Annotated in this window: 20 protein-coding genes and 1 pseudogene; 8 read left to right on the top strand and 13 right to left on the bottom strand. The window is 40.5% G+C overall.

Annotated features, from left to right (window positions below; all coding sequences use genetic code 11):
• Window positions 1–183 precede the first annotated feature (183 nt).
• The 6 genes and pseudogenes from FTT87_RS13375 to FTT87_RS13350 form a co-directional block, all read right to left on the bottom strand.
• A complete protein-coding gene (locus tag FTT87_RS13375) occupies window positions 184–927 on the bottom strand; it encodes an SDR family NAD(P)-dependent oxidoreductase (RefSeq protein WP_086197164.1) in 744 nt (247 codons plus the stop codon).
• A gap of 67 nt (window positions 928–994) precedes the next feature.
• Entirely contained in the window at window positions 995–1,615 is a 621-nt protein-coding gene (locus FTT87_RS13370) for a class I SAM-dependent methyltransferase (RefSeq protein WP_180082290.1), read from the bottom strand.
• Window positions 1,616–1,644: 29 nt separating this feature from the next.
• Window positions 1,645–1,980 carry a carboxymuconolactone decarboxylase family protein gene (locus FTT87_RS13365; protein ID WP_086197102.1) on the bottom strand — a complete coding sequence of 112 codons (336 nt, stop codon included), beginning with the start codon at window positions 1,978–1,980 and terminating at the stop codon, window positions 1,645–1,647.
• 52 nt (window positions 1,981–2,032) lie between these two features.
• Window positions 2,033–2,428 (bottom strand): rhodanese-like domain-containing protein, encoded by a 396-nt coding sequence (locus FTT87_RS13360; protein WP_086197165.1) that lies wholly within the window; start codon window positions 2,426–2,428, stop codon window positions 2,033–2,035.
• A 239-nt stretch (window positions 2,429–2,667) separates the two neighbouring features.
• Entirely contained in the window at window positions 2,668–3,450 is a 783-nt protein-coding gene (locus tag FTT87_RS13355) for a sulfite exporter TauE/SafE family protein (protein WP_086197103.1), read from the bottom strand.
• A 71-nt stretch (window positions 3,451–3,521) separates the two neighbouring features.
• Window positions 3,522–3,671: pseudogene (locus FTT87_RS13350) on the bottom strand (MBL fold metallo-hydrolase); the annotation flags it as partial.
• A gap of 145 nt (window positions 3,672–3,816) precedes the next feature.
• Between FTT87_RS13350 and FTT87_RS13345 the strand changes: the two are divergent.
• Window positions 3,817–4,137 carry a metalloregulator ArsR/SmtB family transcription factor gene (locus FTT87_RS13345; protein WP_086197104.1) on the top strand — a complete coding sequence of 107 codons (321 nt, stop codon included), beginning with the start codon at window positions 3,817–3,819 and terminating at the stop codon, window positions 4,135–4,137.
• A gap of 90 nt (window positions 4,138–4,227) precedes the next feature.
• Here the strand turns inward: FTT87_RS13345 and zigA are convergent, their stop codons facing one another.
• From zigA to FTT87_RS13330, 3 genes are read right to left on the bottom strand one after another with little or no spacing between them, the layout of a single operon-like run.
• Window positions 4,228–5,460: a zinc metallochaperone GTPase ZigA gene (gene zigA, locus FTT87_RS13340; RefSeq protein ID WP_086197105.1), complete on the bottom strand. Its 1,233-nt coding sequence runs from the start codon at window positions 5,458–5,460 to the stop codon at window positions 4,228–4,230.
• Window positions 5,461–5,474: 14 nt separating this feature from the next.
• A complete protein-coding gene (locus tag FTT87_RS13335) occupies window positions 5,475–5,885 on the bottom strand; it encodes a Fur family transcriptional regulator (RefSeq protein ID WP_086197106.1) in 411 nt (136 codons plus the stop codon).
• Window positions 5,878–6,624 carry a D-Ala-D-Ala carboxypeptidase family metallohydrolase gene (locus FTT87_RS13330; RefSeq protein ID WP_086197107.1) on the bottom strand — a complete coding sequence of 249 codons (747 nt, stop codon included), beginning with the start codon at window positions 6,622–6,624 and terminating at the stop codon, window positions 5,878–5,880. The genes FTT87_RS13335 and FTT87_RS13330 overlap by 8 nt, the downstream gene beginning before the upstream one ends.
• A gap of 154 nt (window positions 6,625–6,778) precedes the next feature.
• Between FTT87_RS13330 and fur the strand changes: the two genes are divergently transcribed.
• The 6 genes from fur to thrS all read left to right on the top strand — a co-directional run bounded on the left by fur (window position 6,779) and on the right by thrS (window position 12,503).
• Window positions 6,779–7,195, top strand: a complete 417-nt coding sequence (fur, locus tag FTT87_RS13325) for a ferric iron uptake transcriptional regulator (protein ID WP_086197108.1) — start codon at window positions 6,779–6,781, stop codon at window positions 7,193–7,195.
• 107 nt (window positions 7,196–7,302) lie between these two features.
• The gene (gene folE2 / locus FTT87_RS13320) at window positions 7,303–8,208 is read left to right on the top strand and encodes a GTP cyclohydrolase FolE2 (protein WP_180044074.1); all 906 of its coding nucleotides are present in this window, start codon (window positions 7,303–7,305) and stop codon (window positions 8,206–8,208) included.
• Window positions 8,202–8,621: a phosphoribosyl-AMP cyclohydrolase gene (gene hisI, locus FTT87_RS13315; RefSeq protein WP_180044072.1), complete on the top strand. Its 420-nt coding sequence runs from the start codon at window positions 8,202–8,204 to the stop codon at window positions 8,619–8,621. Before folE2 ends, hisI begins: the two co-directional genes overlap by 7 nt.
• Before the next feature lie 29 nt (window positions 8,622–8,650).
• On the top strand, window positions 8,651–9,211 hold the full coding sequence (locus FTT87_RS13310; protein ID WP_166171516.1) for a carbonate dehydratase: 561 nt from the start codon (window positions 8,651–8,653) through the stop codon (window positions 9,209–9,211).
• Window positions 9,201–10,556 carry a dihydroorotase gene (locus FTT87_RS13305; RefSeq protein WP_180044070.1) on the top strand — a complete coding sequence of 452 codons (1,356 nt, stop codon included), beginning with the start codon at window positions 9,201–9,203 and terminating at the stop codon, window positions 10,554–10,556. Before FTT87_RS13310 ends, FTT87_RS13305 begins: the two co-directional genes overlap by 11 nt.
• A 36-nt stretch (window positions 10,557–10,592) precedes the next feature.
• Entirely contained in the window at window positions 10,593–12,503 is a 1,911-nt protein-coding gene (thrS, locus tag FTT87_RS13300; protein WP_086197113.1) for a threonine--tRNA ligase, read from the top strand.
• Window positions 12,504–12,748: 245 nt separating this feature from the next.
• Here thrS and FTT87_RS13295 read toward each other — a convergent pair whose 3' ends face one another.
• The 4 genes from FTT87_RS13295 to FTT87_RS13280 all read right to left on the bottom strand — a co-directional run bounded on the left by FTT87_RS13295 (window position 12,749) and on the right by FTT87_RS13280 (window position 18,536).
• Window positions 12,749–12,907, bottom strand: a complete 159-nt coding sequence (locus FTT87_RS13295; protein WP_180044566.1) for a hypothetical protein — start codon at window positions 12,905–12,907, stop codon at window positions 12,749–12,751.
• Window positions 12,908–13,032: 125 nt separating this feature from the next.
• Window positions 13,033–13,191, bottom strand: a complete 159-nt coding sequence (locus FTT87_RS16260) for a transposase (RefSeq protein ID WP_171263236.1) — start codon at window positions 13,189–13,191, stop codon at window positions 13,033–13,035.
• 195 nt (window positions 13,192–13,386) lie between these two features.
• On the bottom strand, window positions 13,387–16,842 hold the full coding sequence (locus tag FTT87_RS13285) for an MASE3 domain-containing protein (RefSeq protein ID WP_180082292.1): 3,456 nt from the start codon (window positions 16,840–16,842) through the stop codon (window positions 13,387–13,389).
• A gap of 191 nt (window positions 16,843–17,033) precedes the next feature.
• Window positions 17,034–18,536, bottom strand: a complete 1,503-nt coding sequence (locus FTT87_RS13280; protein ID WP_373423527.1) for a diguanylate cyclase — start codon at window positions 18,534–18,536, stop codon at window positions 17,034–17,036.
• Window positions 18,537–19,064: 528 nt separating this feature from the next.
• On the opposite strand from FTT87_RS13280, the gene FTT87_RS13275 reads away from it, so the two are divergent.
• Entirely contained in the window at window positions 19,065–20,813 is a 1,749-nt protein-coding gene (locus FTT87_RS13275) for a hypothetical protein (RefSeq protein ID WP_180044569.1), read from the top strand.
• The last annotated feature ends 279 nt before the right edge of the window (window positions 20,814–21,092 follow it).

Raw genomic sequence — 21,092 nt, 5'->3', positions numbered from 1 at the left:
TGTTCAAATGGCTATTCTACGTTTGATTGGTTTTGGAAAAAAAGAAGAATTTAAGAAAGTGCTAGCAATTTTAAGAAAGAAAAAGCCTGATAGGACAAGGATCCTATGAAATTTGTCGTGTACAGAGTAAATTTTAAAAGGAAAAACCTTCTCAATCAGGTGAAGGTCTTTCCTAAAATTAACTTATTGTGAAGTATAGGAGCCATCTACCACATACTGGCTGCCCGTTACAAAGGATGCATCATCAGAGAGTAAGAAAGCAACGACCTGAGCAACTTCTTCAGGATTTCCTAAACGACCAACTGGGTGTAATTTTATCAGTTCAGCTTCATCAAACTCACTAATTAAAGGCGTTTTAATATAACCTGGATGTACTGAATTAATACGAATACCCTTTTCAGCATATTCTAGCGAAGCCGTTTTAGTAAGCCCGGTTACACCATGCTTAGCTGCAACATAACCAGAAATATTTTCAGTCCCAACTAAACCTAAAATTGATGCTGTATTCACAATCGCACCACCGCCGGCTGCCAATATTGCAGGGATTTGATAATGTAAGCCATAAAAGACCGCATTCAAATTAATATCAATCACACGACGCCAAGCTTCAATACTTAAATCTGCAATTGGCTGAACGTCACCCAATATTCCAGCGTTGTTAAAAGCTAAATGAAGCGCACCATAGGTGCTGACTGAAAATTCAACTGCTGCTTTCATGTCTTCAGGTTCAGCCGTATTGGCTTTATTCGCAGCCGCTTTACCGCCTAAAGATACAATTTCCTCAGCAACTTTTTGTGCTGCTTCAAAGTTAATATCCGATACTACAACACTTGCACCCTGCTTCGCTAAAAGCATAGCTGTGCTTTTCCCAATTCCAGAACCCGCACCAGTAACTAGGGCAACTTTATTTTTGAACCGATTTGACATAATAAAACCTCTTTTTAAAGTACTGCAATGCTGAATATTTGCATCACATTTAATAATTCACTTGTTTTTACTTCATCACTTGTATTGCAAATTGAATAACATGACATTTACCGCAATGTAATTTTCCCTCCTGTCTTTCTTGCTCTCCAACATAAAAAAGATGGATATGATCCTGCTTGAAAACCTGCAAAATATCCCACGGATCGTATAAATATTCGATATTTTTAGGGCCACCAGTTTTATAGTTGATCTGCTCCTTTGAATACAGCTCACCGATAAACCATCCACCGTTTAGCAAAGATTTTCTTATGCCTTCTAAAACCTTTGTTTGCGTTTCTGTATCGAAATGACCAAATACACAAATCACGTTTTGATAACGCTCGGATGGCCATTTAGCTGCTGTTAAATCAACATGTCGGAGTTCAAGATTTATCCCTGTGGCTTCGGCTTTGCTGGACAGATGCTTCAAAGCAACATCGGAATAATCCCAAACTTCTGCCGAAAAAGGATAATTATCCTGTCTTGCCTGCTCAGCCAAGTACAGGATATTCCTTCCTTCTCCTTCAGCAATTGCCAGTGTTTTACCTTCAATCCGGATTTTCCGCGCAATTTCCTGGATAAACAGGTTTGCTGCTGTGCCGTATAGGTCCTGCGTCTGGGTATACAATTCATTCCAGTGCTGACTCATTTCATCCCTCCATTTACGCCACTATCCAATCAGTTGGAAAACTCTTTAAATGCTTCCAGGGCATTTGCAGCATACATCAATGAAGGTCCACCGCCCATATACACCGCAACACCCAGAACTTCCTCCAGCTCCTGCAGGGTCATGCCCATTTTGACCAGGGTTCTGACATGAAAACCGATACAACCATCACAACGTGCAGCCACACCAATCGCCAATGCAATCAATTCCTTGGTTTTGGGATCAATCACACCATCATGCATTGCGATCTGGGATAATTGATTGAAACTTTTCATTAAATCAGGTGAATCCTGACTGAGCGTTCTTAAATTACCTGAAATATTCTGGGTTAATTCTTTGTATTTCATGACTTTCTCTCAAACTAAACAATCAACAATAAGGTTTTGCTTATTCAATAGATTATTTTTGTACCGGATAGCCCTGCTCTAGCCATGCTTGAAATCCCCCTTGAACGGATTTAACCTGAGTAAAACCCATATTCTGCAAAGTATCTGTAGCCAGTGCCGAACGGCCGCCTGTACCACAGATCAAATAGATCGGCTGATCTTTAAGATGTTCCAGTGCCTGTAGGGTATCGCAATGATGGCTCGCCAAAGGATGCTGGTGAATCCTCATTTCTAAAACACCACGAGGATAGTTCACTGCACGGTCTATCGCTGCCGCCTGAAATTCATCCGGTTCCCGAACATCAATCAGAATGGTTTTATGATTTTTCATGGCTTCAAGTAAGTCATCTACACTCACTTCCTGAATCCGTCTTTTCGCATTCAGGATCATTTGCTCTGCCGTTTTCATCATTTCTACTCTTCCTCACTCATCAAAATCAGCCTCATCTGTTATAAATGCCAGATCAGCAACTTAAAAGCACTTTGTTATAAACTCTCATTCCAGCACTGTTACAACGATCACACTATTGCAAACAGCCCATTTGCTAAATTCATTTTAGACTCTACACCTGTTTGATATTCATTCAGATGACAGATCATGTAGTCATACATCAACTCATGCATTCTTTATCCATACAATGCACAGGACTAGCCTATGAGTGCTGAATAGATTAAATAGATTGCCACCCCAATCACGGTCGTGGCAAAAACCTTTTGGATTTGATTACTCTTTATCAAAGGTATCAAACTACGCCCAATGAGCATCCCAATGATACAAGCCAGAACAAAAGTCAGCGTAACCGAAACAGGATATTGAAAGCCATCCAGAACGTGGGCAGAAATACTGACACTGCCAATCAGGAAGATAATCATCAGGGAAGTCGCAACGATACTACGCATATCGAGGTCTGTGAATTTACGCAGCGCTGGAACAATTACAAAACCACCACCAACCCCAAGCAGGCCAGTTAATAAACCAGCAACTACACCAATACCGGCGAGGAACGAGGCAGTTTTCAAATTCCAGATCAGGCGACCGGTCGTTTGATTGACTTTACACGGTGGATTTTCATAGTCATTGACTTTGTTAAAGAATATCCGGTAAGCCACAATCAGCATCACTAGGCTGAAAGCCAGCGTCAACCAGACTGGAGAAACTATATCGGCTAAATGCACGCCATAACGGGCTGAAGGAATACTGATTAAGGCGATCCAGAGTGCAGCACGATAACGTACAATACGCTTGAATAAACCTTCGAACGTTCCAACGAATGCAGACAAAGTGACTGCAAGCAAGCCTACAGGTGCAGCCTGTGCAACAGTCCAACCCTGACTCGCCATCAGTGCCGGTACAGCCAGAATACCACCACCAGCACCGGTTAAACCCAATAACCCGCCGATGGCCAGCCCTTCAAGTATCAATACCCACATAGCCACTGTTCCTCTATTTACTAAAGCAATTAAACAACGACAAACCTTTTTGTTTAATCTTGAAAAAATGCCTATTTAAAGTAATTGAGTGGAAGTTTTAAATAAGAAACCCCATTCTCTTCTGGCATTGGGAACTGTCCACCTTTCATATTGATCTGAATGAAAGGTAGGATCAGCTTTGGCATACTCAGTCCTGAATCACGCTGGTTTCGCATCTCGACAATCCACCAGTAAAGGAAATTAGATCGTCATGCATAACATACAAAACACACCAAACAATATATTTATTAATAATATATAATTATATACTATATTCAAGTGTTACTTTACTTTTTTATAGAATAAGGTGAATTTTAGGATAAATTTATGAATAACAATGAATTAAAAATAGACTTTTCCAAAGTCAATCTTGTGACTGATTGCTTAAAAGTCTTATCCAATCCTGATCGTCTTAAAATTTTATGTGTCTTAGTTGATGGTGAATTGAATGTTCAAAAAATTGAAATATCTGCTGGGGTTTACCAGCCGACCTTGTCACAACAACTGACTGTACTGAGAAAAAGTAAAATAGTATCAACACGTCGTGAAGGTAAGCAGATTTTTTATCAATTAAGTGATATACGAATATTAAAAATCATGCAGACCCTATATGACTTGTACTGTCAGAGTGATAAAGACTTAGACTAAAACCAGAGACATCCTCAAAATATTTCATATTTTAGATAACAAACTCTTTTGCTCACTTATTCAAACAAAAGAGTCAGTTACACATTCAAATCAATGATCTAAAGATTGGCCTAAATTTTCCCAATCGGGAAATGGGTTAAGCATCAGCTTCCACTGCTCAGGTCCCCCAGCCATTTCCTCATCCGTCAGTAAACATTGGTCAAACTGTTGGATTAAACTATGCTCATCCATATCCATCCCAATCAGTACAATTTCCTGTCGTGCATCGCCAGTACGCTCATCCCAATTTTTGATGATTTCATCACGGCTTTGCTGATCCTCTGGCCAATGCTCGTCAGGAACCGTTGCCCACCAATAGCCTGCAACACCATGTCTAGCCATCGCACCCGCTTGTGACCAAGAAGCAGCAAATTCAGGGTTTGATGCCAGCCAGAAAAAGCCTTTAGAACGGACTACACCTTGCCATTCTGAATTGATAAAATCATAAAAGCGTTGTGGATGAAATGGACGTCTGGCACGATATACAAAACTTTTAATTCCATATTCTTCTGTTTCAGGCGTGTGTTCACCACGCAATTCTTTCAGCCAGCCTGAAGCTTGAGAAGCTTCATTAAAATCAAAAAGTCCCGTGTTTAAAAGCTTATCTAAATCGACTTGACCAAATTCAGAAATTTCAATTTTTGCGCGTGGATTGAGCTTATTTAAAATTGCAAATAAACGTTGCTTTTCTTCTTCATTGATCAGATCCACTTTATTTAAGATGATGACATCACAAAATTCAATTTGATCAATCAGCAAGTCAACGACTGTACGCTCATCTTGTTCACCCAATGATTCTCCACGTTGTTGCAGACTATCATACGAGCTGTAATCTTTTAAAAAATTAAAGGCATCTACAACCGTCACCATGGTATCAAGTCGCGCAAACTCATTCAGTGACACACCATTTTCATCTTCAAAAGTAAAGGTTTCTGCTACAGGTAATGGCTCAGAAATTCCTGTTGACTCAATGACCAATTGATCAAAACGATGCTCTTGTGCAAGGCGACGAACCTCAACCAATAAATCTTCACGCAACGTACAGCAAATGCAGCCATTGCTCATCTCGACCAGCTTTTCATCTGTACGAGAAAGTTCTGCACCGCCCTCTCGTACTAAAGCAGCATCAATATTCACCTCCGACATATCATTGACAATGACAGCAATACGACGGCCTTCACGGTTATTTAAAATATGGTTGAGTAATGTCGTTTTACCTGCACCGAGGAATCCTGACAGCACAGTTACAGGTAATTTTGCTGGGATGGCTAAAGGATGATCCATTGACTTTCTCACTTTTATGTTAATAAAGGGCTGTTATGTTTGGAAAAACATAAAGCACATTGACCTGCGAGCTCTAAATAATGATGTTTAGAGTTAAAATTTTGAGGGAAAATTGACTGTTCGATGGCGTGAGCAAACTGAGGTGAATCAACGATTTGTACTGCCTGACATTCTGTACAAATCGTGACGAGCAAATAGCTTTGCTTCTTCCTCAATTCATACGCTAAATATTTGTTCAATGTATCGAGTTTAAGTATCAGTCCATAGCCTGATAATTTTTTTAGAATACGATAAATCTGTACTGGAGATTGCAATCCGAAAGATTTTGCCTTTTCTAATAAAGCATAGGCGCTCATTGCCTTCTGCTCATTCTGCAAAATTGTTAACACTCTTTGCTGCACAACACTGAGTTTTAATTCATTCATCTCGTGTTCCTTTATTATTCTGATTGGACAAAAGCTGAGTGATACAAGGTGATGAAGTACTTTTATGATCTGGTCCCCATGTACGATATCCAGCACTATCAATATGAATTTGCCCAGAAGTATAAATACCAAGTCCCATATTTAAAGTGACTCCCTTTTCGACCCAAAATTGACACAATTTAGTTTTTGTTTGCTGAATCACTCCAGATTCTTCTGGCGTGGGTTGTTCAGAACCAATTCGAAAATCGAGTGCTGCATTAAAAACATGCCTTGAAGAATCAGCACCACTCGCACAACGGTTTAAGGCAGAGTTACGGTAGACAGAAGTGACTGTAAAATCATCAATCACTTTGACATCAACCAATTCCTTCAAAATTTTTAAGGTCGGAATAATATTGCTCCAAATTTCTTGAGATGGAATTTCATATTCGGATGCATTGCAATTTTGCCAATCTCTCGCAGTTTGAAATAACTCAAACTCAGGTATGACACTGTGTAAGTTATTATTTTTTAAAAACTCTTTATAACGAAGAACTTGATCTTTATTTAAAGGCTGAGATAGCCAATGCTGATAAGAAATTGGTGCAATTTTCTTGAATAATCGATTTGATAGTACAGATTTATGTTTTTTTGTGGCATATTTCCCCGAGGCATTCGATGAGTAAATCAATTGCCCTGTTTGTTTTTGACTACATGCTGAAAGACAAAAAAGTAACCCTATAATTAAAAAATGCTTCATATTCAGTTATTACAATCTCGCAACTCTAAATGTCGTCTTGGCAATTTTAATAAGTTTACCATTAATATTGTTATGTTATAACATAGCTTATGAGTTTAAAAGTTCTTCCTCAAAATTTACATTCCTCCCTATCCTTATCAAATACGGATTATATATGGCGATTAGCAATCAAGACCTGAGAAAAGCAGGACTAAAAGTCACTCTTCCGCGAATAAAAATTTTAGAAATATTAGAAAACTCAAGTCCTCACCATCTGAGTGCAGAGGATATTTATAAAAAACTCTTAGAACAAGATGAAGATGTTGGACTAGCGACGGTTTATCGTGTCTTAACTCAATTTGAAATGGCAGGTATTATTCAACGCCATAACTTTGATCATAATCATGCCCTATTTGAAATAAAACAAGATACTTCCCACGATCATCTTGTATGTCAAAAAACAAACCAAATCATTGAGTTTAAGAATGAAGAAATTGAAAAATTACTTTTAAGTATTGCAGAAAATCATGATTTCCAACTCACAGGACATTCTCTAATCTTATTTGGATATTGTAGAAATTCCAAAAAATAAAATAGAAAATTGAGTATTTATCGGTTCTTATCAAGGCCGGACTAGAAACAATACTCATTATATGTTATGTTATGTTATAACATAACATATAATACTTGCTTTCCAATATGAATGCCTCGCAACTCCCAGATATCTCGTCTGCGCCTTTTCTTCACACACATACCTATCCTCTTGATTGGGTCGGAATGGAAAATATTGCTTTGCCCATTCAAATTCAAAACACACTGTGTGCCAGTAAAGTAAATGCCTATGTCAGCTTAGATGATCCTCAGGCCAAAGGCATCCATATGTCTAGACTGTATACTCGACTGCTGGAGCTCCATTCACTGCCTGACCTAACTTTAAATCACATTTATCAAACACTTCAGGATTTCTTAGCAAGTCATACTGAGCTCTCTCAACAAGCCCGCCTTGATATTCAAGCGGAGTTTAACTTAGAACAACCTGCTTTAATCAGTGTACTATCGGGCTGGAAAAGCTATCCCTTCAGCTTATGCTGTCAGTTAAATGAGCATACTTTTGAAGCTGAATTAGCAATAGAAATCACCTATTCTTCAACCTGTCCTTGTTCTGCGGCTTTGGCACGAGACCTCATTCAAAAAAGCTTTCAAGATGCCGTTGATACAAAAAAAATAAATCCACAAAACACGGATGATGTCATGGCGTGGTTAGGTACAACAGACGCGATTGTAGCAACACCACACAGCCAAAGAAGTTTTGCTCAGCTACGTTTTAAATTAGACCCTTGCTTACAGTCTATTCCAATTCGACAATTCATTTCCCATGCAGAACAAGCCTTGGCAACACCCGTTCAGACTGCTGTCAAACGTGTAGATGAGCAGGCATTCGCATTAGCAAATGGTCAAAATTTAATGTTCTGTGAAGATGCTTTACGCCGCTTATACCACGCATTTGTCAACTACTCAGGTATTGCAGGATTTAACTTTAAAGTCATCCATGCTGAAAGCTTACATGCCCACGATGCAGTCGCGCAGGGTTCATGGCAATGGTAAGTTCGACAATTTTTCTAGACATCGAACAAGGAAAGATGGGGCAATGTTATGAACTGGCAAGCATTATTGATGCCATTCCCTGGAACAAGGATGGATTAATCACTGCAATCGCACAAGATATACAGAGTAAAGATGTCTTAATGCTTGCTTGGATTAACCGTGATGCACTACTTGAAACCCTGAATACAAGACAGGTTTGCTATTGGTCTCGCTCGCGGCAGCGCTTATGGCGAAAAGGCGAAAGTTCAGGACATCGTCAAAAACTCATTGAAGCCAGACTTGATTGCGACGGTGACAGCATTCTCTTTTTGGTCGAACAGACTGGACCCGCCTGCCACACTGATCGTCCCAATTGTTTTTATCTTGGATTAAACAAACAACACGCCACAATTTTAACTCAGCCCATCATTTAGCCAATTTATACAACATCGAAGACATTACCATGATTCGTAAAAATCCAACTGGTCATCTCCCTATCATTGACCAATCCGCTTATATTGATCAAACCGCAATTATCTGTGGAAAAGTCATCATTGAAGCTAACGTATTTGTCGGTCCTTATGCAGTGATCCGTGCAGATGAAGTAGATGAAAATGGCGACATGCAACCCATCATTATCGGTGAAAATTCAAATATCCAAGATGGTGTTGTCATTCATTCAAAAGCAGGTGCACAAGTCACAATTGGAAAAAACTCATCCATCGCCCATCGTTCGATTGTTCATGGTCCATGTGTGATTGGTAACCGCGTATTTGTCGGCTTTAACAGCGTCTTATTCAACTGTAAAGTCGGTGATCATAGTGCCATCCGTCATAATGCAGTGGTCGATGGTCGCGATTTGCCTGAATCATTTTATGTACCTGCGATGAGTTATATCAATGCTCGAACGGACTTAAGTCAGTACCCTCCAATCGATATTTCTATCAGTGAATTTTCTGAAAGTGTGGTGAGCACCAATATTGAGTTGGTACAAGGTTATAAGGCATTACAAAATGAATTTTAGACAACTCCCCAATCTAATTATACGTAATGCGAATATGGTTAATGAGGGGCAGCAACAAATTTGTGATGTGCTCATTCAGCAAGGTCGTATTAGTAAAATCCAATCTAATATAACGGGTATCTACAATGCCAAAAGCATCGAGGCTGATGGAGCATGGTTACTCCCAGGCATGATTGATGATCAAGTCCATTTCCGTGACCCAGGCTCACCACAAAAAGGGCGTTTTGTCTCAGAGTCTTTGGCAGCTGCGATAGGTGGAATTACCAGTATCATGGATATGCCAAATACCAATCCTCCTACATTGGACTTAACTGCACTACACTATAAAAAAGGAATTGCAGCCCAACATAGCATAGCCAATTATGCATTTCACTTTGGTGTAAGTGCACAAAATTTAGAGATTGTTGAAGCACTTGATCCTAAATTGGTCAGCGGTGTTAAAGTCTTTATGGGAGCATCAACGGGTAATATGCTGGTTGATGATCCAAAGATTTTAGAACGCTTATTTGCTAATGTACCCACTATTTTATTAACACATTGCGAATCCACGCCACGGATTAAACAACTGGAAGCGTTTTATCGTGATCAATATGGCGAAGATGTCCCTGCATACCTACATCCTAAAATCAGGGATAAACAAGCCTGTTTTGAAAGCTCGCGGTTAGCCGTATCACTCGCTGAAAAATTCGGTACACAGTTACATGTGCTACATCTGACAACAGCAAAAGAACTTTGCTTATTTAAAAATTTGCCATTGGACAAAAAGCATATTACTGCTGAAGTATGTATACATCACTTAACTTTTGATGAATCTGATTATGCTGATTTAGGCCATTTAATAAAATGTAATCCAGCTATTAAGACTAGCAATGACAAACAGGCGCTTATTGAGGCAGTTTCTAATAGCCATCGTCTTGATATTATTGGTACAGATCATGCACCGCATACATGGCAAGAAAAACAACAATCTTATTTTAATGCCCCTTCAGGCTTACCTCTAGTTCAACATGCATTACCTGCATTATTAGAATTAGTGGCAGATCAAAAACTATCGATTGAAACACTGGTAAGAAAAACCTCACATCAGGTTGCTGATTTATTCCGCATTAAAGATCGAGGTTATATCCGTGAAGGTTATTGGGCAGATTTAGTCCTCATCCGTGAAAATCATCAAAAACAATCTGTAGCTGAACAAACCAATTATATGCGTTGCGGCTGGACACCCTTCCAAAAGAAAACATTCCGCCATCTGGTGGATACAACCATCATTTCTGGTCAACTCGCATGGCATCAACAGCAACCTTATCTTAACTGTCAGGGTCAAGCTTTAGAAATTGACCGCTAATCTGCAATAGCCTTACCCGTATTTAGATGACTCTATATGAATATCCAGTTTAATTTTCTTGGTTCAACTCACCATTTTCAACTCGAACAATCCATGGCGATTTCTGAGGTTTTGTCTCGTTTCAAAATTCAAAGCTATAAAAAAGCTTTTCTCGCTAAAGTTGACGCTCATTTCGTTGATTTACACTATGTTATCCAGCATGACTGTCACATCGAACTTTTCAGTCTGAACGATGACAATCATTTAAATCTACTACGACACTCCTATGCTTATCTATTGGCACAGGCTGTCCATCAGTTATACCCTTCTGCTCACCCCGTAGAATATAAGATTACTGATTATGGTATTTATTGTGACTTCGCCGATACTCCATCCTTTAATCAGGATGATTTGCAACAAATTGAACTGAAAATGCATGAGTGGGTACAACAACATTTAGATATACGCACAGAAAAGATTACGTCCGATCAAGCCGCTGATTTTTTTAAACAGCAAAATTCTGATTTTAAATATCAACACTTAAAAAATATGAGTGATTTAAGCACATTATATTTTCATCAAAATAATGATTTCTCTGATGTTTACTTATGTCCACTTGTTCCAAATACTGAATTTTTAGAACATTTTAAAGTGACTCATGTTTCTGGTGCATATTGGCAAGGCGACTCTACAAACCCTATGTTGCAACGAATTTATGTCACATGTTGGGCTGACCAAAAACAATTAAAAAAACATTTAAAGCAAGTTGAAGAAGCAGCAAAACGAGATCATCGTAAATTAGCACAGCAACTTGATTTGCTACATTTTGATGATAAAGCACCTGGTGCCGTATTCTGGCATGCGAAAGGCTGGAAATTATTTCAGTTATTGACAGATTATTTACGCCAGCAACAAGATGATGCGGGTTATATTGAAGTTAATACTCCCGATGTCATGGATCGTGAGCTTTGGGAAATTTCGGGACACTGGCAAAACTATCAGCAGCACATGTTTACCACAGTCACTAAAGATCAGCGGAGTTACGCGCTTAAGCCAATGAGTTGTCCTGGCGCAGTTTGTCTATATGCACATGAATTAAGAAGTTATAGAGACTTACCGTTACGCATGGCAGAATTTGGTAAAGTTCATCGCTATGAGCCATCTGGCTCTTTACATGGATTAATGCGCGTTCGCCATTTTACCCAAGATGATGCCCATATTTTTTGCACTGACAGCCAGCTTTTATCTGAATGTAAAGATACGATTGCTCTCATTTATAAAATTTATGAACAATTTGGTTTCAATGAAATTTCGATCAAATTATCCACACGTCCTGATCATCGTGTCGGTAAAGATGAAATTTGGGATTTTTTAGAAAATACACTAAAACAATCTCTTGAACAGCTTGATATCCCTTATACCTTAAATATCGGTGAAGGTGCATTTTATGGTCCCAAACTTGAATTTACCTTAAAAGATGCTATTGGTCGTGAATGGCAATGCGGGACGATTCAGGTTGATTTAAATTTACCAGAACGTTTTGATATTCATTACATTGATGAAAATAATCAAAAACAACGACCTGTGATGTTACATCGGGCTTTATTTGGATCTTTTGAACGCTTTATTGGTATTTTAATTGAACACTATGTGGGACATTTCCCATTTTGGCTTGCACCGGTTCAAATCGCAATTTTACCAATTACAGATGCACAACATGATTACGCCAAACACGTCCAAGACTCGCTTAAAAAGTATGGCTTTAGGGCAACATTAGATTTAAGTCAAACGAAATTGAACTATAAAATCCGTGAAAATACGCTACAAAAAATACCTTATCTGATCATCATTGGTGAGCAGGAAGCACAACTATCATCTGTTCGAATACGTGCGCAAAATGGAGTAGATTTAGGAGATTTTCAATACTCTGAGTTACTCGATTTTTTTAATAATACATCTACAAGCTAATCTAAGGTGTGTTGAGAATGAACGAGAGTTAATTACGCTCACACAAATATAAATCATGGCGGCAAAATTTGAGTCTATTTTATCACTACGCATGGCAATACGTTTGAATTCTTTCAATTTTCAAAGTAATTTTCGATGAAATGCCGCCATTTATACATACAACGATCAAATATACGCTGAACTTTACGCTTGGCTTTTCGGAGAATAACTGCTTTTACTCCACGATGATCAAGCTCCTTCAATAACTAAGCTACATCAAAAGCTTTATCTACTAATAATGCCTGAAAATCTATATCTTTAATCAGTGACTTAACTTCAGCAAGATCATGAGATTGTCCGGGCATTAAGCGGAATTTAACCAAATTTCCCAAACTCTCGACTAAGGCAAGGATTTTAGTAGTCATTCCATCTTCTGATTGACCAATCGCTTAGGAATAGCTCTCCCTTTTGCACCATGGCGTATTCAAGATCAGAATCCACATTGACTAATTCAAAAATTCTCGAATACACGGGCTTTCACCCAGCAGTATCAACCTTTTAAAACAGTATTCAATTTGCCAAAATCATATGGTAAATCTCTCCATCGACTACCTCTAAGTGCAGTCCACAATAAAGCTTCTAGAAATAATCTATTATTTGTACCGATCCGACCCCGATCTGTGACTTTACCGAGGCAGAGTAGTTCCATTTTTTCTCATTGAGCATCTGTAAATAGGTATCTATCCATAACGAAACTATAAACGGAATAGTTTTATTGACCTAATTCTGAACACACCTTAATACTTCAATTTAAAGCATTCGAAAATATCGGTCTTCCCAATTCCCATTAAACTCAAAGAGTGAATAACTTTTTGGCTGCTATTCAGCTGGTCTTCAAGCCTGTTTAACTTGGCAGGACATATCCCTTTTCCTTAATTAAACGTACTGCTGCATCACAAACTTCCGTATCATAAATCGTCCCGCGTCCACGTAAGATTTCTGCCAGGGCCACCTCAACCCCCAAAGCCGCACGATAAGGACGATGCGAAGCCATTGACTCAATCACGTCTGCCACGGTCAGAATACGGGCCTCAGGATGGATCTCATCACCTTTTAATCCTTTAGGATAACCGGTACCATCCATCCGTTCGTGATGCTGGCCAATGATTTCAGCAATCGGAATATTGAAAGGAACATCCTTAAGAATTTCATAACCGGCTTGTGCATGGCCTTTCATCATTTCCATTTCCAGATGAGTCAGACGAGAAGGTTTGGTCAGAATCTCGGAAGGAATAGAAATTTTACCAATGTCATGTACCAGTCCAATTTCTTCCATCTGCAGACAGCGTTTTTCATCCCAGCCCATTTCTTTGGCAATCGCACTGGCAATCAAACCGACACGGCGTTCATGCCCTGCAGTATAAGGATCGCGCAATTCCACCATGATCGATACCGCCTGCAAGGTGCCATACATGGTGGCCTCCAGCTGTTCCAGCTGCCGGGCAATCTGGTCCTGTGCCTGCTTTTGCTCGGTAATGTCCTGTGCCATAACAATTTCGGCAGGCAAGTCATCGTCCCAAGTAATGTGACGGCTATGCAAAGAAAATTCCCGGATCTGACCATTTCGATGTCGGAACGGAACGATAGATGGCATACTGAAATGCTCTGCCGCCTGTATCCTATCCTCAGCTTGGTGAATCAACGCCAGCGTGTCTGCAGCCGCATCGCTAAACTCCAAAATATTATGTCCGTTGAGCTCGGCGGCAGATCTACCTAGCATATTGGCATAACTTGGATTGACGTATAAATATTGATTGTCGCGCAGTACATACATTCCGACCACTGTTTGTTCAACCATGCCACGGAACCGCTGCTCGCTGTCTCTTAATGCCTGCTCGGTTTGCCGGATGGTGGTCAGATCAGCCCAGGCCAAAATCGCATCATTACCGACAATCGCCAGCGTACGCTGCGCAATACGCTGACTACCATCTTTAGCTACTAGGGTAACTTCAGGAAACTGCACCTGTTTGCCGTTTTTCGCCAACTGCAAGGCCGCTTGCCAGCTCCGCTGCATCAACTGTCTTTGTTCTGCATCTGGTGCCACTTTTTTCAACCAAGCTTCCCGGTCCTGAAAATCCTCTAAGCTGTATCCCAGCCATTTTTCATAGGCCAGATTGACTGCAAGAATGCGTTCATCCAGTATGGAAATAATATGCATCGGTACTGGCGACTGCAAAAACACCTGCTGGAAACGCTGTTCCATCTGCTGCGAATAGGTTTCGGCCGTTTGACGCTGCTGCTCAGCTGCAAAACGCTCCAACGCAAATGAAATATCTCTGGAGAGATTTTGCAGCAGCTGAATTTGCTCTTGATCAAATTCCACTTGGCCCGTGGTGTACAGCCCAACCAGTCCCCAGAAATGGCCTTGTAACAGCAACGGCGTTAATGCCGCTTGATGGATCTGCTCCTGTTTTAAATATTGTCTCCAGGTCCGGTATTCCGGAGAAACACCCTTATCAGGATCATTGACCAATGTATAGCTATAAACATCCACATCAGGGCTGGTATTTTTCAACTGATTCAACGGAGTATTCTGATCCTGCTGCAAGGCAGTCTGCAAAGTGGGCAAAATATTAGCGCTAATATTATGATGGAACTGAATCACCAGTGGACTGTCCGCCTGATCGTCAACCTTCAGCGCAATCAGAATTTTGGCAAAACTACCCAGCTTCAGCAGTACCTGCTGCAACTCAGTCAGCAACTGCTGCTGGTTCTGACTATGCGCAATCACCCGGTTGGTTTCACTAAGCAGCTGGTACAGATAGGTTAAACGTGCTACCCGCCCCTGGGACTGTAACCGGATATAAACATTGGTAATCTGGCTGGTGATGTGATCGATTAGACTCTGCTCTTCATCCAGAAAAGCGGGCGTATCCGGTGCCTGAGCATACCAAATTGTTAAGTTTCCGAATTTCTGGGTGTCATTGGCAAAGGCCGACTGCAGATAGGGCGTTTCGGCAGGAGGTTCAGTGCCAAAAATACCCCAGTCACTGTCAATCCTCAGATGAATCCTTTCCGGAGAGGAAAAGCCGGAAGGGATGATTTCCATGGCTTTCTGCAACAGTTCAGTCATGCCCGTATGCGTGTGGTTGCAGAGCTGGTTGATCTGGTTCAGACAACGTACTTCTTTAACCCTTTCCTGCAGATCCTGCAGTAAAAGCTGGCGGTCTGTAATATCATGCACCACCATAACCCAGACCGGTTTTTTGCCCAGGCGTTCTGCAAAGGGGGCGACATGACACTCAACCGTTTTGCGGTCCGGCAAGGTCAACTGGATTAAAAACTCTTGCGGTGCCTGCTGCAGCCTGGAACAGACCGGACAATCCTCGGCCTTTACACGAGGATCATGCACCAGTTCATGCACGGAAGATCCGGTCAATTGTGCCGCAGCAATACCGTGTAGCCGGGCTGCCGCCAAATTGACCTGCTGAATGCTTTGGTCGGAACTGACAATATAGGTCGGATCCGGAATGGTGTCATAGGTGCTGGCCGCCTTGGACAGCATACTAAAAGGTTCTTTGATGGTCGACTCGACCAGTGCCATATAAATGAACCAGTAGGAATAAACTTTCAGGATATGCCCCAGCAGATTGGCATCGGCATATACGGACACATATTGGGTAAAGGTAAATTCAGAGGCCATCATGGTCAGCATGGAAAGACTGACCCCAAATGTCAGTTGCGGCGATAAATATTCGCGGCGCTGCCAGACCAGTATCAGCGCCAGTGCCAGCACCGCAATAATCAGATATTCACTGTAAATTTTAAAAGGGGTCAGGCCTTGCCCATCAACAAAGGCGGTGGGGAAGAAACCCAGCATGACTGCAGTCACAATCCCGGCACTGAGCAGACCAAAAAACAGATTCAGCGGGATAGGCTTGATCGCGCGTGTCAGCATGAATGGTGCGACGAGCATGGTCAAAGCCTGCAACAGGCGGGCGCCAATCCATAATTGTGTGGCCTGATTGGCACTGTCCACAGGAAGAATCTGCATGCCTTTGTAAAGCAAAGTATGGAACAGATCAATAAATCCACACCAGCCAATGGCAATCGCAATGAAAACTACAAAATAATTTTTAGTAAAATGCCGCGATACTACAGTCACTATCAGTGCTGTAAGCGCGATAATGATGGAAATCAGTTCCGCGATGGTATGGGTAAAGACGAAACCAAAACTTTGATTGGTCCACCAGATCAGCAAGGCAAAAATCGTCGGAGGAATGATCATCATATAAGGAGAAATAAACGACTTAAGGTCGAATACATCCGGTGAAAATAAGTCACGAGATGATTTAGGCATAAAGTTCCCCAATAAAGTTCGAAAATGGCCTTATGTCATAGCGCTGTTTAAAATTTTGTATTGTCTGAAAATTCACATGTTTATTATAACATTAGGCCGGTGTAAATAATACGTGAATACCTTGCATGAGAGCTGCCTACAGCTAATCTTTATATCAAATACCTCAACTCTCTCCGTCATGTTTGCATCAGTTAGATACCTGAACGCGTGCAGTTACGTCCCTCACGCTTGGCCTGATACAGCTGCTGATCTGCCATTTTCAGTACCTCTTCCACATCCTCAGAACTATGCGGCCAATAAGCAATACCAATTGAAATGGTGACGATGCCAATTTCCTCGATTTCCGTGATTTCAACTGCCTTTCGTAGTCGTTCTGCCGCCTGAAAAACGGTGATCGGGTCTGAAGCAGCCATTAAAATAATAAACTCCTCTCCCCCTGAACGGCAGCAGATGTCATTGTCACGAAAATGATATTTCATCAGTCTGGCCAGTCTTTGTAAGACAATATCGCCTTTGTCATGGCCATAGCTGTCATTTACCTTTTTAAAAAAATCGATATCCACTGCCAACACCGCAAATTCGGTACGCACACGCACAAATTCTTCAAGAAACAGCTTCATCCCACGGCGATTATATAAACCGGTCAACGGATCGGTATTCACCGACTGATTCAGCTCATCAATTTTTTCATTAAAATTCTGAGAACTTAGCATCAGGGAATTTTTGAACTGATCAACCTCAAAATATACAGGGTCAATTCTGTTAATTTTTTCCTGAATCTCCGGCTGATTGAGCATACTGGCCATTTTCGCCAAATGGTTTAAAGGTAGTGCAATCAAACCCGATAAACGCCAGACCACAAAGAAAATGAAGAAATAGAACAGGGTAATCCCGATGGATACGTTGATAATGATACTGTTAGCTTGAGCAAACAGCTCGTCAATCGGCTGCTGCGATACTACAATCCAGTTCACACTGGGAATATGTGAAAAACCGATCAGACTCTCTATGCCTTGGCCGTTCATCAGACGAAAAGCGCCATCTTGTTGCTGAAGCATCGGGGTTAAGCCATCACTGACCTGGACTTTCTGGCCAATTTTCCGAGTATCGGCATGAAAAATGATGCGTTTTTGGTCATCCATAACATAGGTATAATTTTTCTTGTAACCATATTTGGAGGCCAGCATTTCACTGACCAGATTCTTGCTTTGCAGATAAATCGTACCGGCGATAAAGCCCAAGTATTGCCCCTGGGTATCGAAGACTGGTTCAGAAATAATCACGATCAGTCTTTTGGTTGATGACCAGTATGGAGAAGAAATATAAGTTTGCTTGCGTTTGAGCGACTCGGTGATGCCAAGGGTTTTATGGATCTGTTTAGAATCAATCTTTAAGCTGGTCGGGAAAAATGAAATGATATGCCCTTCCCGGTCAACCAGAAAAACACTGTTGAAATGTCCGGACTGGCTTTTCAGGCGTGCCGTTTCACTATTTCGCAGGCTGGCACTAGCAAAATCTTGACCGAGCAGCTTGGCGCTAAAGCGTAAATTTTTTAAGATTTCTTCAAACTGATAGTTGGTATGGGCAGCAATCCTAGAGGAATATTCAGCATTCAAGGCCAGAGAGTTATCGATCAGGCGCTCTTTCACTGTATAGTTAACAAAAAATAAAGCAAAGACGAACAGACAGGTCACGCTTAAAACTGTTAAAAGTAATATTAAGCTGCGCAGATTTAAACGAGGCGCCAGTAAAACCTGTCTCAATAGGGCAATTCCAAGTCATTATTTATGATACTTATATCACAAAATAATGAAAAAACACGGTTTATTTCAATAACATCGACGTGAGTCAAATCACCCTGAAATGGCCGTCAATTTTTCCGGCCCTATTTTTTTACCGAGCGTTCAACGAATGCACTGCCACTATAGTACAGAAGGGAGTCAATGCTTGCGAAGTATGCTTTGGGCATTCATCGCTGTTTCTGCCTGAACTGATGATTCCAGGAAAATGGCCTGAACATGCAGGGTACCAGATTACTTGGAGTCGCGGGGTTCCTGCATTTTTACGCTTAGCACAGGTTCAGATCATTTAACCAGCAATGAACACCGCCGATATCGATTTTTTTTATGCTATATTCCCAGTTAAGACTTATATTTGTGATATAAATCACACGACTTATTTCCCCTAAAAGTTTGAACTTATTACAAGGTTTTTGGATTTCCATGCAAACATATATTCCTTATCAGCTGCGGGTAAAGTTAAAACAAATTGATCCTATTCTCGATAAGCATTGGCAACAACAAATACAGTCCATCCTATCGACGACGCCGCAGGCATTGCATCAGAAAATAGAAGACCAGTACCTGAAAGCCAAGAATATCGCATGGAATTACCTGAACCAGACCTTTGAGTTTAAAGGTCATACTAGCCTAAAAAATCTTCAGCTTGACACGCAAAACTCCGAATTACTGCAACTCGCGCACAGAATAAAGAGTACATTCAGCTATCTGCAAGGCTATCAAACCGACTTTCAGATTGCCGATTACCTAGAAAGTATTGTGCGTGAAATTAACCAGATTGATCTGGAACATTCAGCAGACATTCAGGCACAGCAACTGATCAAAAAAGCCTTTCTGTATGACGCTGCCCTGATTATTCGGGACTTAGATTTTACTGTTTCTGAAAATCACCGGCATTTGGATATTGAGCAGGTCCGAACTTTTATCTTTGAAATTTTTATGAAAAGTGAAATTCTGGGAAGCTGGTTTGCCCATATTTTGCCGAGTGAATATGCAGAACAGGAACTGGCAATTTTTCAGGATTATTTTATTCAGCAACAACGCGTTCGCGACTTTGAAATTATCAAAACCTTTCAATATTATTTTGTCCTAAGCAGCACCTACGACAGTTCAGTTTCTGCCTATTCAATTCGCCGTTTTTTAACCGAAGAAAACTTTGGTAAAGAGGATCGATTCTATATCAGTGGTTTGGTTCTTGACCCGCAACAGCTGGATCAAGCGGATTATTTTGCAAATTTTAAACAACTGATGAACCGAATCATTGGTATTCAGCGCAAAATGAATCCGCATATTGTGGAACTGATTGAATCCCTGCATGAATATAATCAGCAAAATCTCATCCCAAGTTTAAAAGAAATTTTAAATATTCAAAGTTTTTCCATCGATCACCTGGTGAAAGAGCATCTAGAAATCTTAGAAAAAGATTTATCCTTAAATATTCTCGAACCTTTGCTAAAAGGCTTAAAAAACAGTGTGCAACATACCGATGAACTAGAATATTGCTATTTAAATATTTCAAGGTTAATTAATGAGTTTCTGCATCAACTGGAAATTTTATCGCAGCAACCGATGCTACAGTTTAATCAGCATGCACGTCTGTTCAAATATCGCTTAATTGCTTATTTAAAATTACTGGAACAACGTCGTGCGCAAATCTTTGTGATCTTTCACGATGAATTTCAGTATCAGCAACAGCTACGAGCGGTTTCAGCCCCCACTCAGGAAATTAGGGAACTGCTCAATAGTGCGATGGAACAAACTCGCCAGATCCAGCAACACATACGCCAGTTAGAACGCGAAATGCAAAATGCCGAAAATAGCAGTTTTCTTAAGCGGCTGTTTAAAAAATCTGAAAATCATGAATTGAAGATCAATGAATTAAAACAGAATCTGATCGAGGTTCGAGATCGTTGCTATATTAGAATTATTGCTATTCAAAAACAGGCCTCTCAAGAGAGTGTTTATCTGGAAGCGAAGAATTTAATTTCGGTGATTGACTCTAAAGTACGGCATTATGCCTTTGCTAATGGTGAAAATGGCGTAACACGTTTACCGCTTCTGTTACAGTTACCTGAAGACCGCAATAACTTTAATATGCAGAGCATCCTCATGGCATTAAACTATGATTTTTTGCTCTCTGCAAAGAGTTGGAAATTGTCACAAAAGACCTAAGGCAAGGTTGTGAACTATCAAGAGGAAGGTAAATCAACAAGCTGATTTAAGAGTTGATTTTAGTGCTGCTCAATTGTCTTAATTAAATAAGTAGTTGAAAATAAGAGCTGATTTATCAGCTCTTATTTTTTGAAATAATTATTAGTTAGAATGTAAGCGTCCGCTGAACACACCTTCTGAATTCATCCTATAAGCCTTAATTTAGTCCCCACTTAGAAACAAGTGGGGACTTAAATTTATGACTACAAATAATCAGACATCCATCGCATCTCTTGCGAA

The organism is Acinetobacter sp. YH01022 (assembly GCF_013420235.1).
Lineage (GTDB): Bacteria > Pseudomonadota > Gammaproteobacteria > Pseudomonadales > Moraxellaceae > Acinetobacter.
The sequence above is the reverse complement of the archived record's forward strand: the minus strand, read 5'-3'. Positions and strand labels throughout refer to the sequence as shown.

Coding starts and splice junctions, on each gene's coding strand:
- FTT87_RS13375 (WP_086197164.1), bottom strand. CDS start 927: ATGTCAAATCGGTTCAAAAATAAAGTTGCCCTAGTTACTGGTGCGGGT.
- FTT87_RS13370 (WP_180082290.1), bottom strand. CDS start 1,615: ATGAGTCAGCACTGGAATGAATTGTATACCCAGACGCAGGACCTATAC.
- FTT87_RS13365 (WP_086197102.1), bottom strand. CDS start 1,980: ATGAAATACAAAGAATTAACCCAGAATATTTCAGGTAATTTAAGAACG.
- FTT87_RS13360 (WP_086197165.1), bottom strand. CDS start 2,428: ATGAAAACGGCAGAGCAAATGATCCTGAATGCGAAAAGACGGATTCAG.
- FTT87_RS13355 (WP_086197103.1), bottom strand. CDS start 3,450: ATGTGGGTATTGATACTTGAAGGGCTGGCCATCGGCGGGTTATTGGGT.
- FTT87_RS13345 (WP_086197104.1), top strand. CDS start 3,817: ATGAATAACAATGAATTAAAAATAGACTTTTCCAAAGTCAATCTTGTG.
- zigA (WP_086197105.1), bottom strand. CDS start 5,460: ATGGATCATCCTTTAGCCATCCCAGCAAAATTACCTGTAACTGTGCTG.
- FTT87_RS13335 (WP_086197106.1), bottom strand. CDS start 5,885: ATGAATGAATTAAAACTCAGTGTTGTGCAGCAAAGAGTGTTAACAATT.
- FTT87_RS13330 (WP_086197107.1), bottom strand. CDS start 6,624: ATGAAGCATTTTTTAATTATAGGGTTACTTTTTTGTCTTTCAGCATGT.
- fur (WP_086197108.1), top strand. CDS start 6,779: ATGGCGATTAGCAATCAAGACCTGAGAAAAGCAGGACTAAAAGTCACT.
- folE2 (WP_180044074.1), top strand. CDS start 7,303: ATGAATGCCTCGCAACTCCCAGATATCTCGTCTGCGCCTTTTCTTCAC.
- hisI (WP_180044072.1), top strand. CDS start 8,202: ATGGTAAGTTCGACAATTTTTCTAGACATCGAACAAGGAAAGATGGGG.
- FTT87_RS13310 (WP_166171516.1), top strand. CDS start 8,651: ATGATTCGTAAAAATCCAACTGGTCATCTCCCTATCATTGACCAATCC.
- FTT87_RS13305 (WP_180044070.1), top strand. CDS start 9,201: ATGAATTTTAGACAACTCCCCAATCTAATTATACGTAATGCGAATATG.
- thrS (WP_086197113.1), top strand. CDS start 10,593: ATGAATATCCAGTTTAATTTTCTTGGTTCAACTCACCATTTTCAACTC.
- FTT87_RS13295 (WP_180044566.1), bottom strand. CDS start 12,907: ATGACTACTAAAATCCTTGCCTTAGTCGAGAGTTTGGGAAATTTGGTT.
- FTT87_RS16260 (WP_171263236.1), bottom strand. CDS start 13,191: ATGGAACTACTCTGCCTCGGTAAAGTCACAGATCGGGGTCGGATCGGT.
- FTT87_RS13285 (WP_180082292.1), bottom strand. CDS start 16,842: ATGCCTAAATCATCTCGTGACTTATTTTCACCGGATGTATTCGACCTT.
- FTT87_RS13275 (WP_180044569.1), top strand. CDS start 19,065: ATGCAAACATATATTCCTTATCAGCTGCGGGTAAAGTTAAAACAAATT.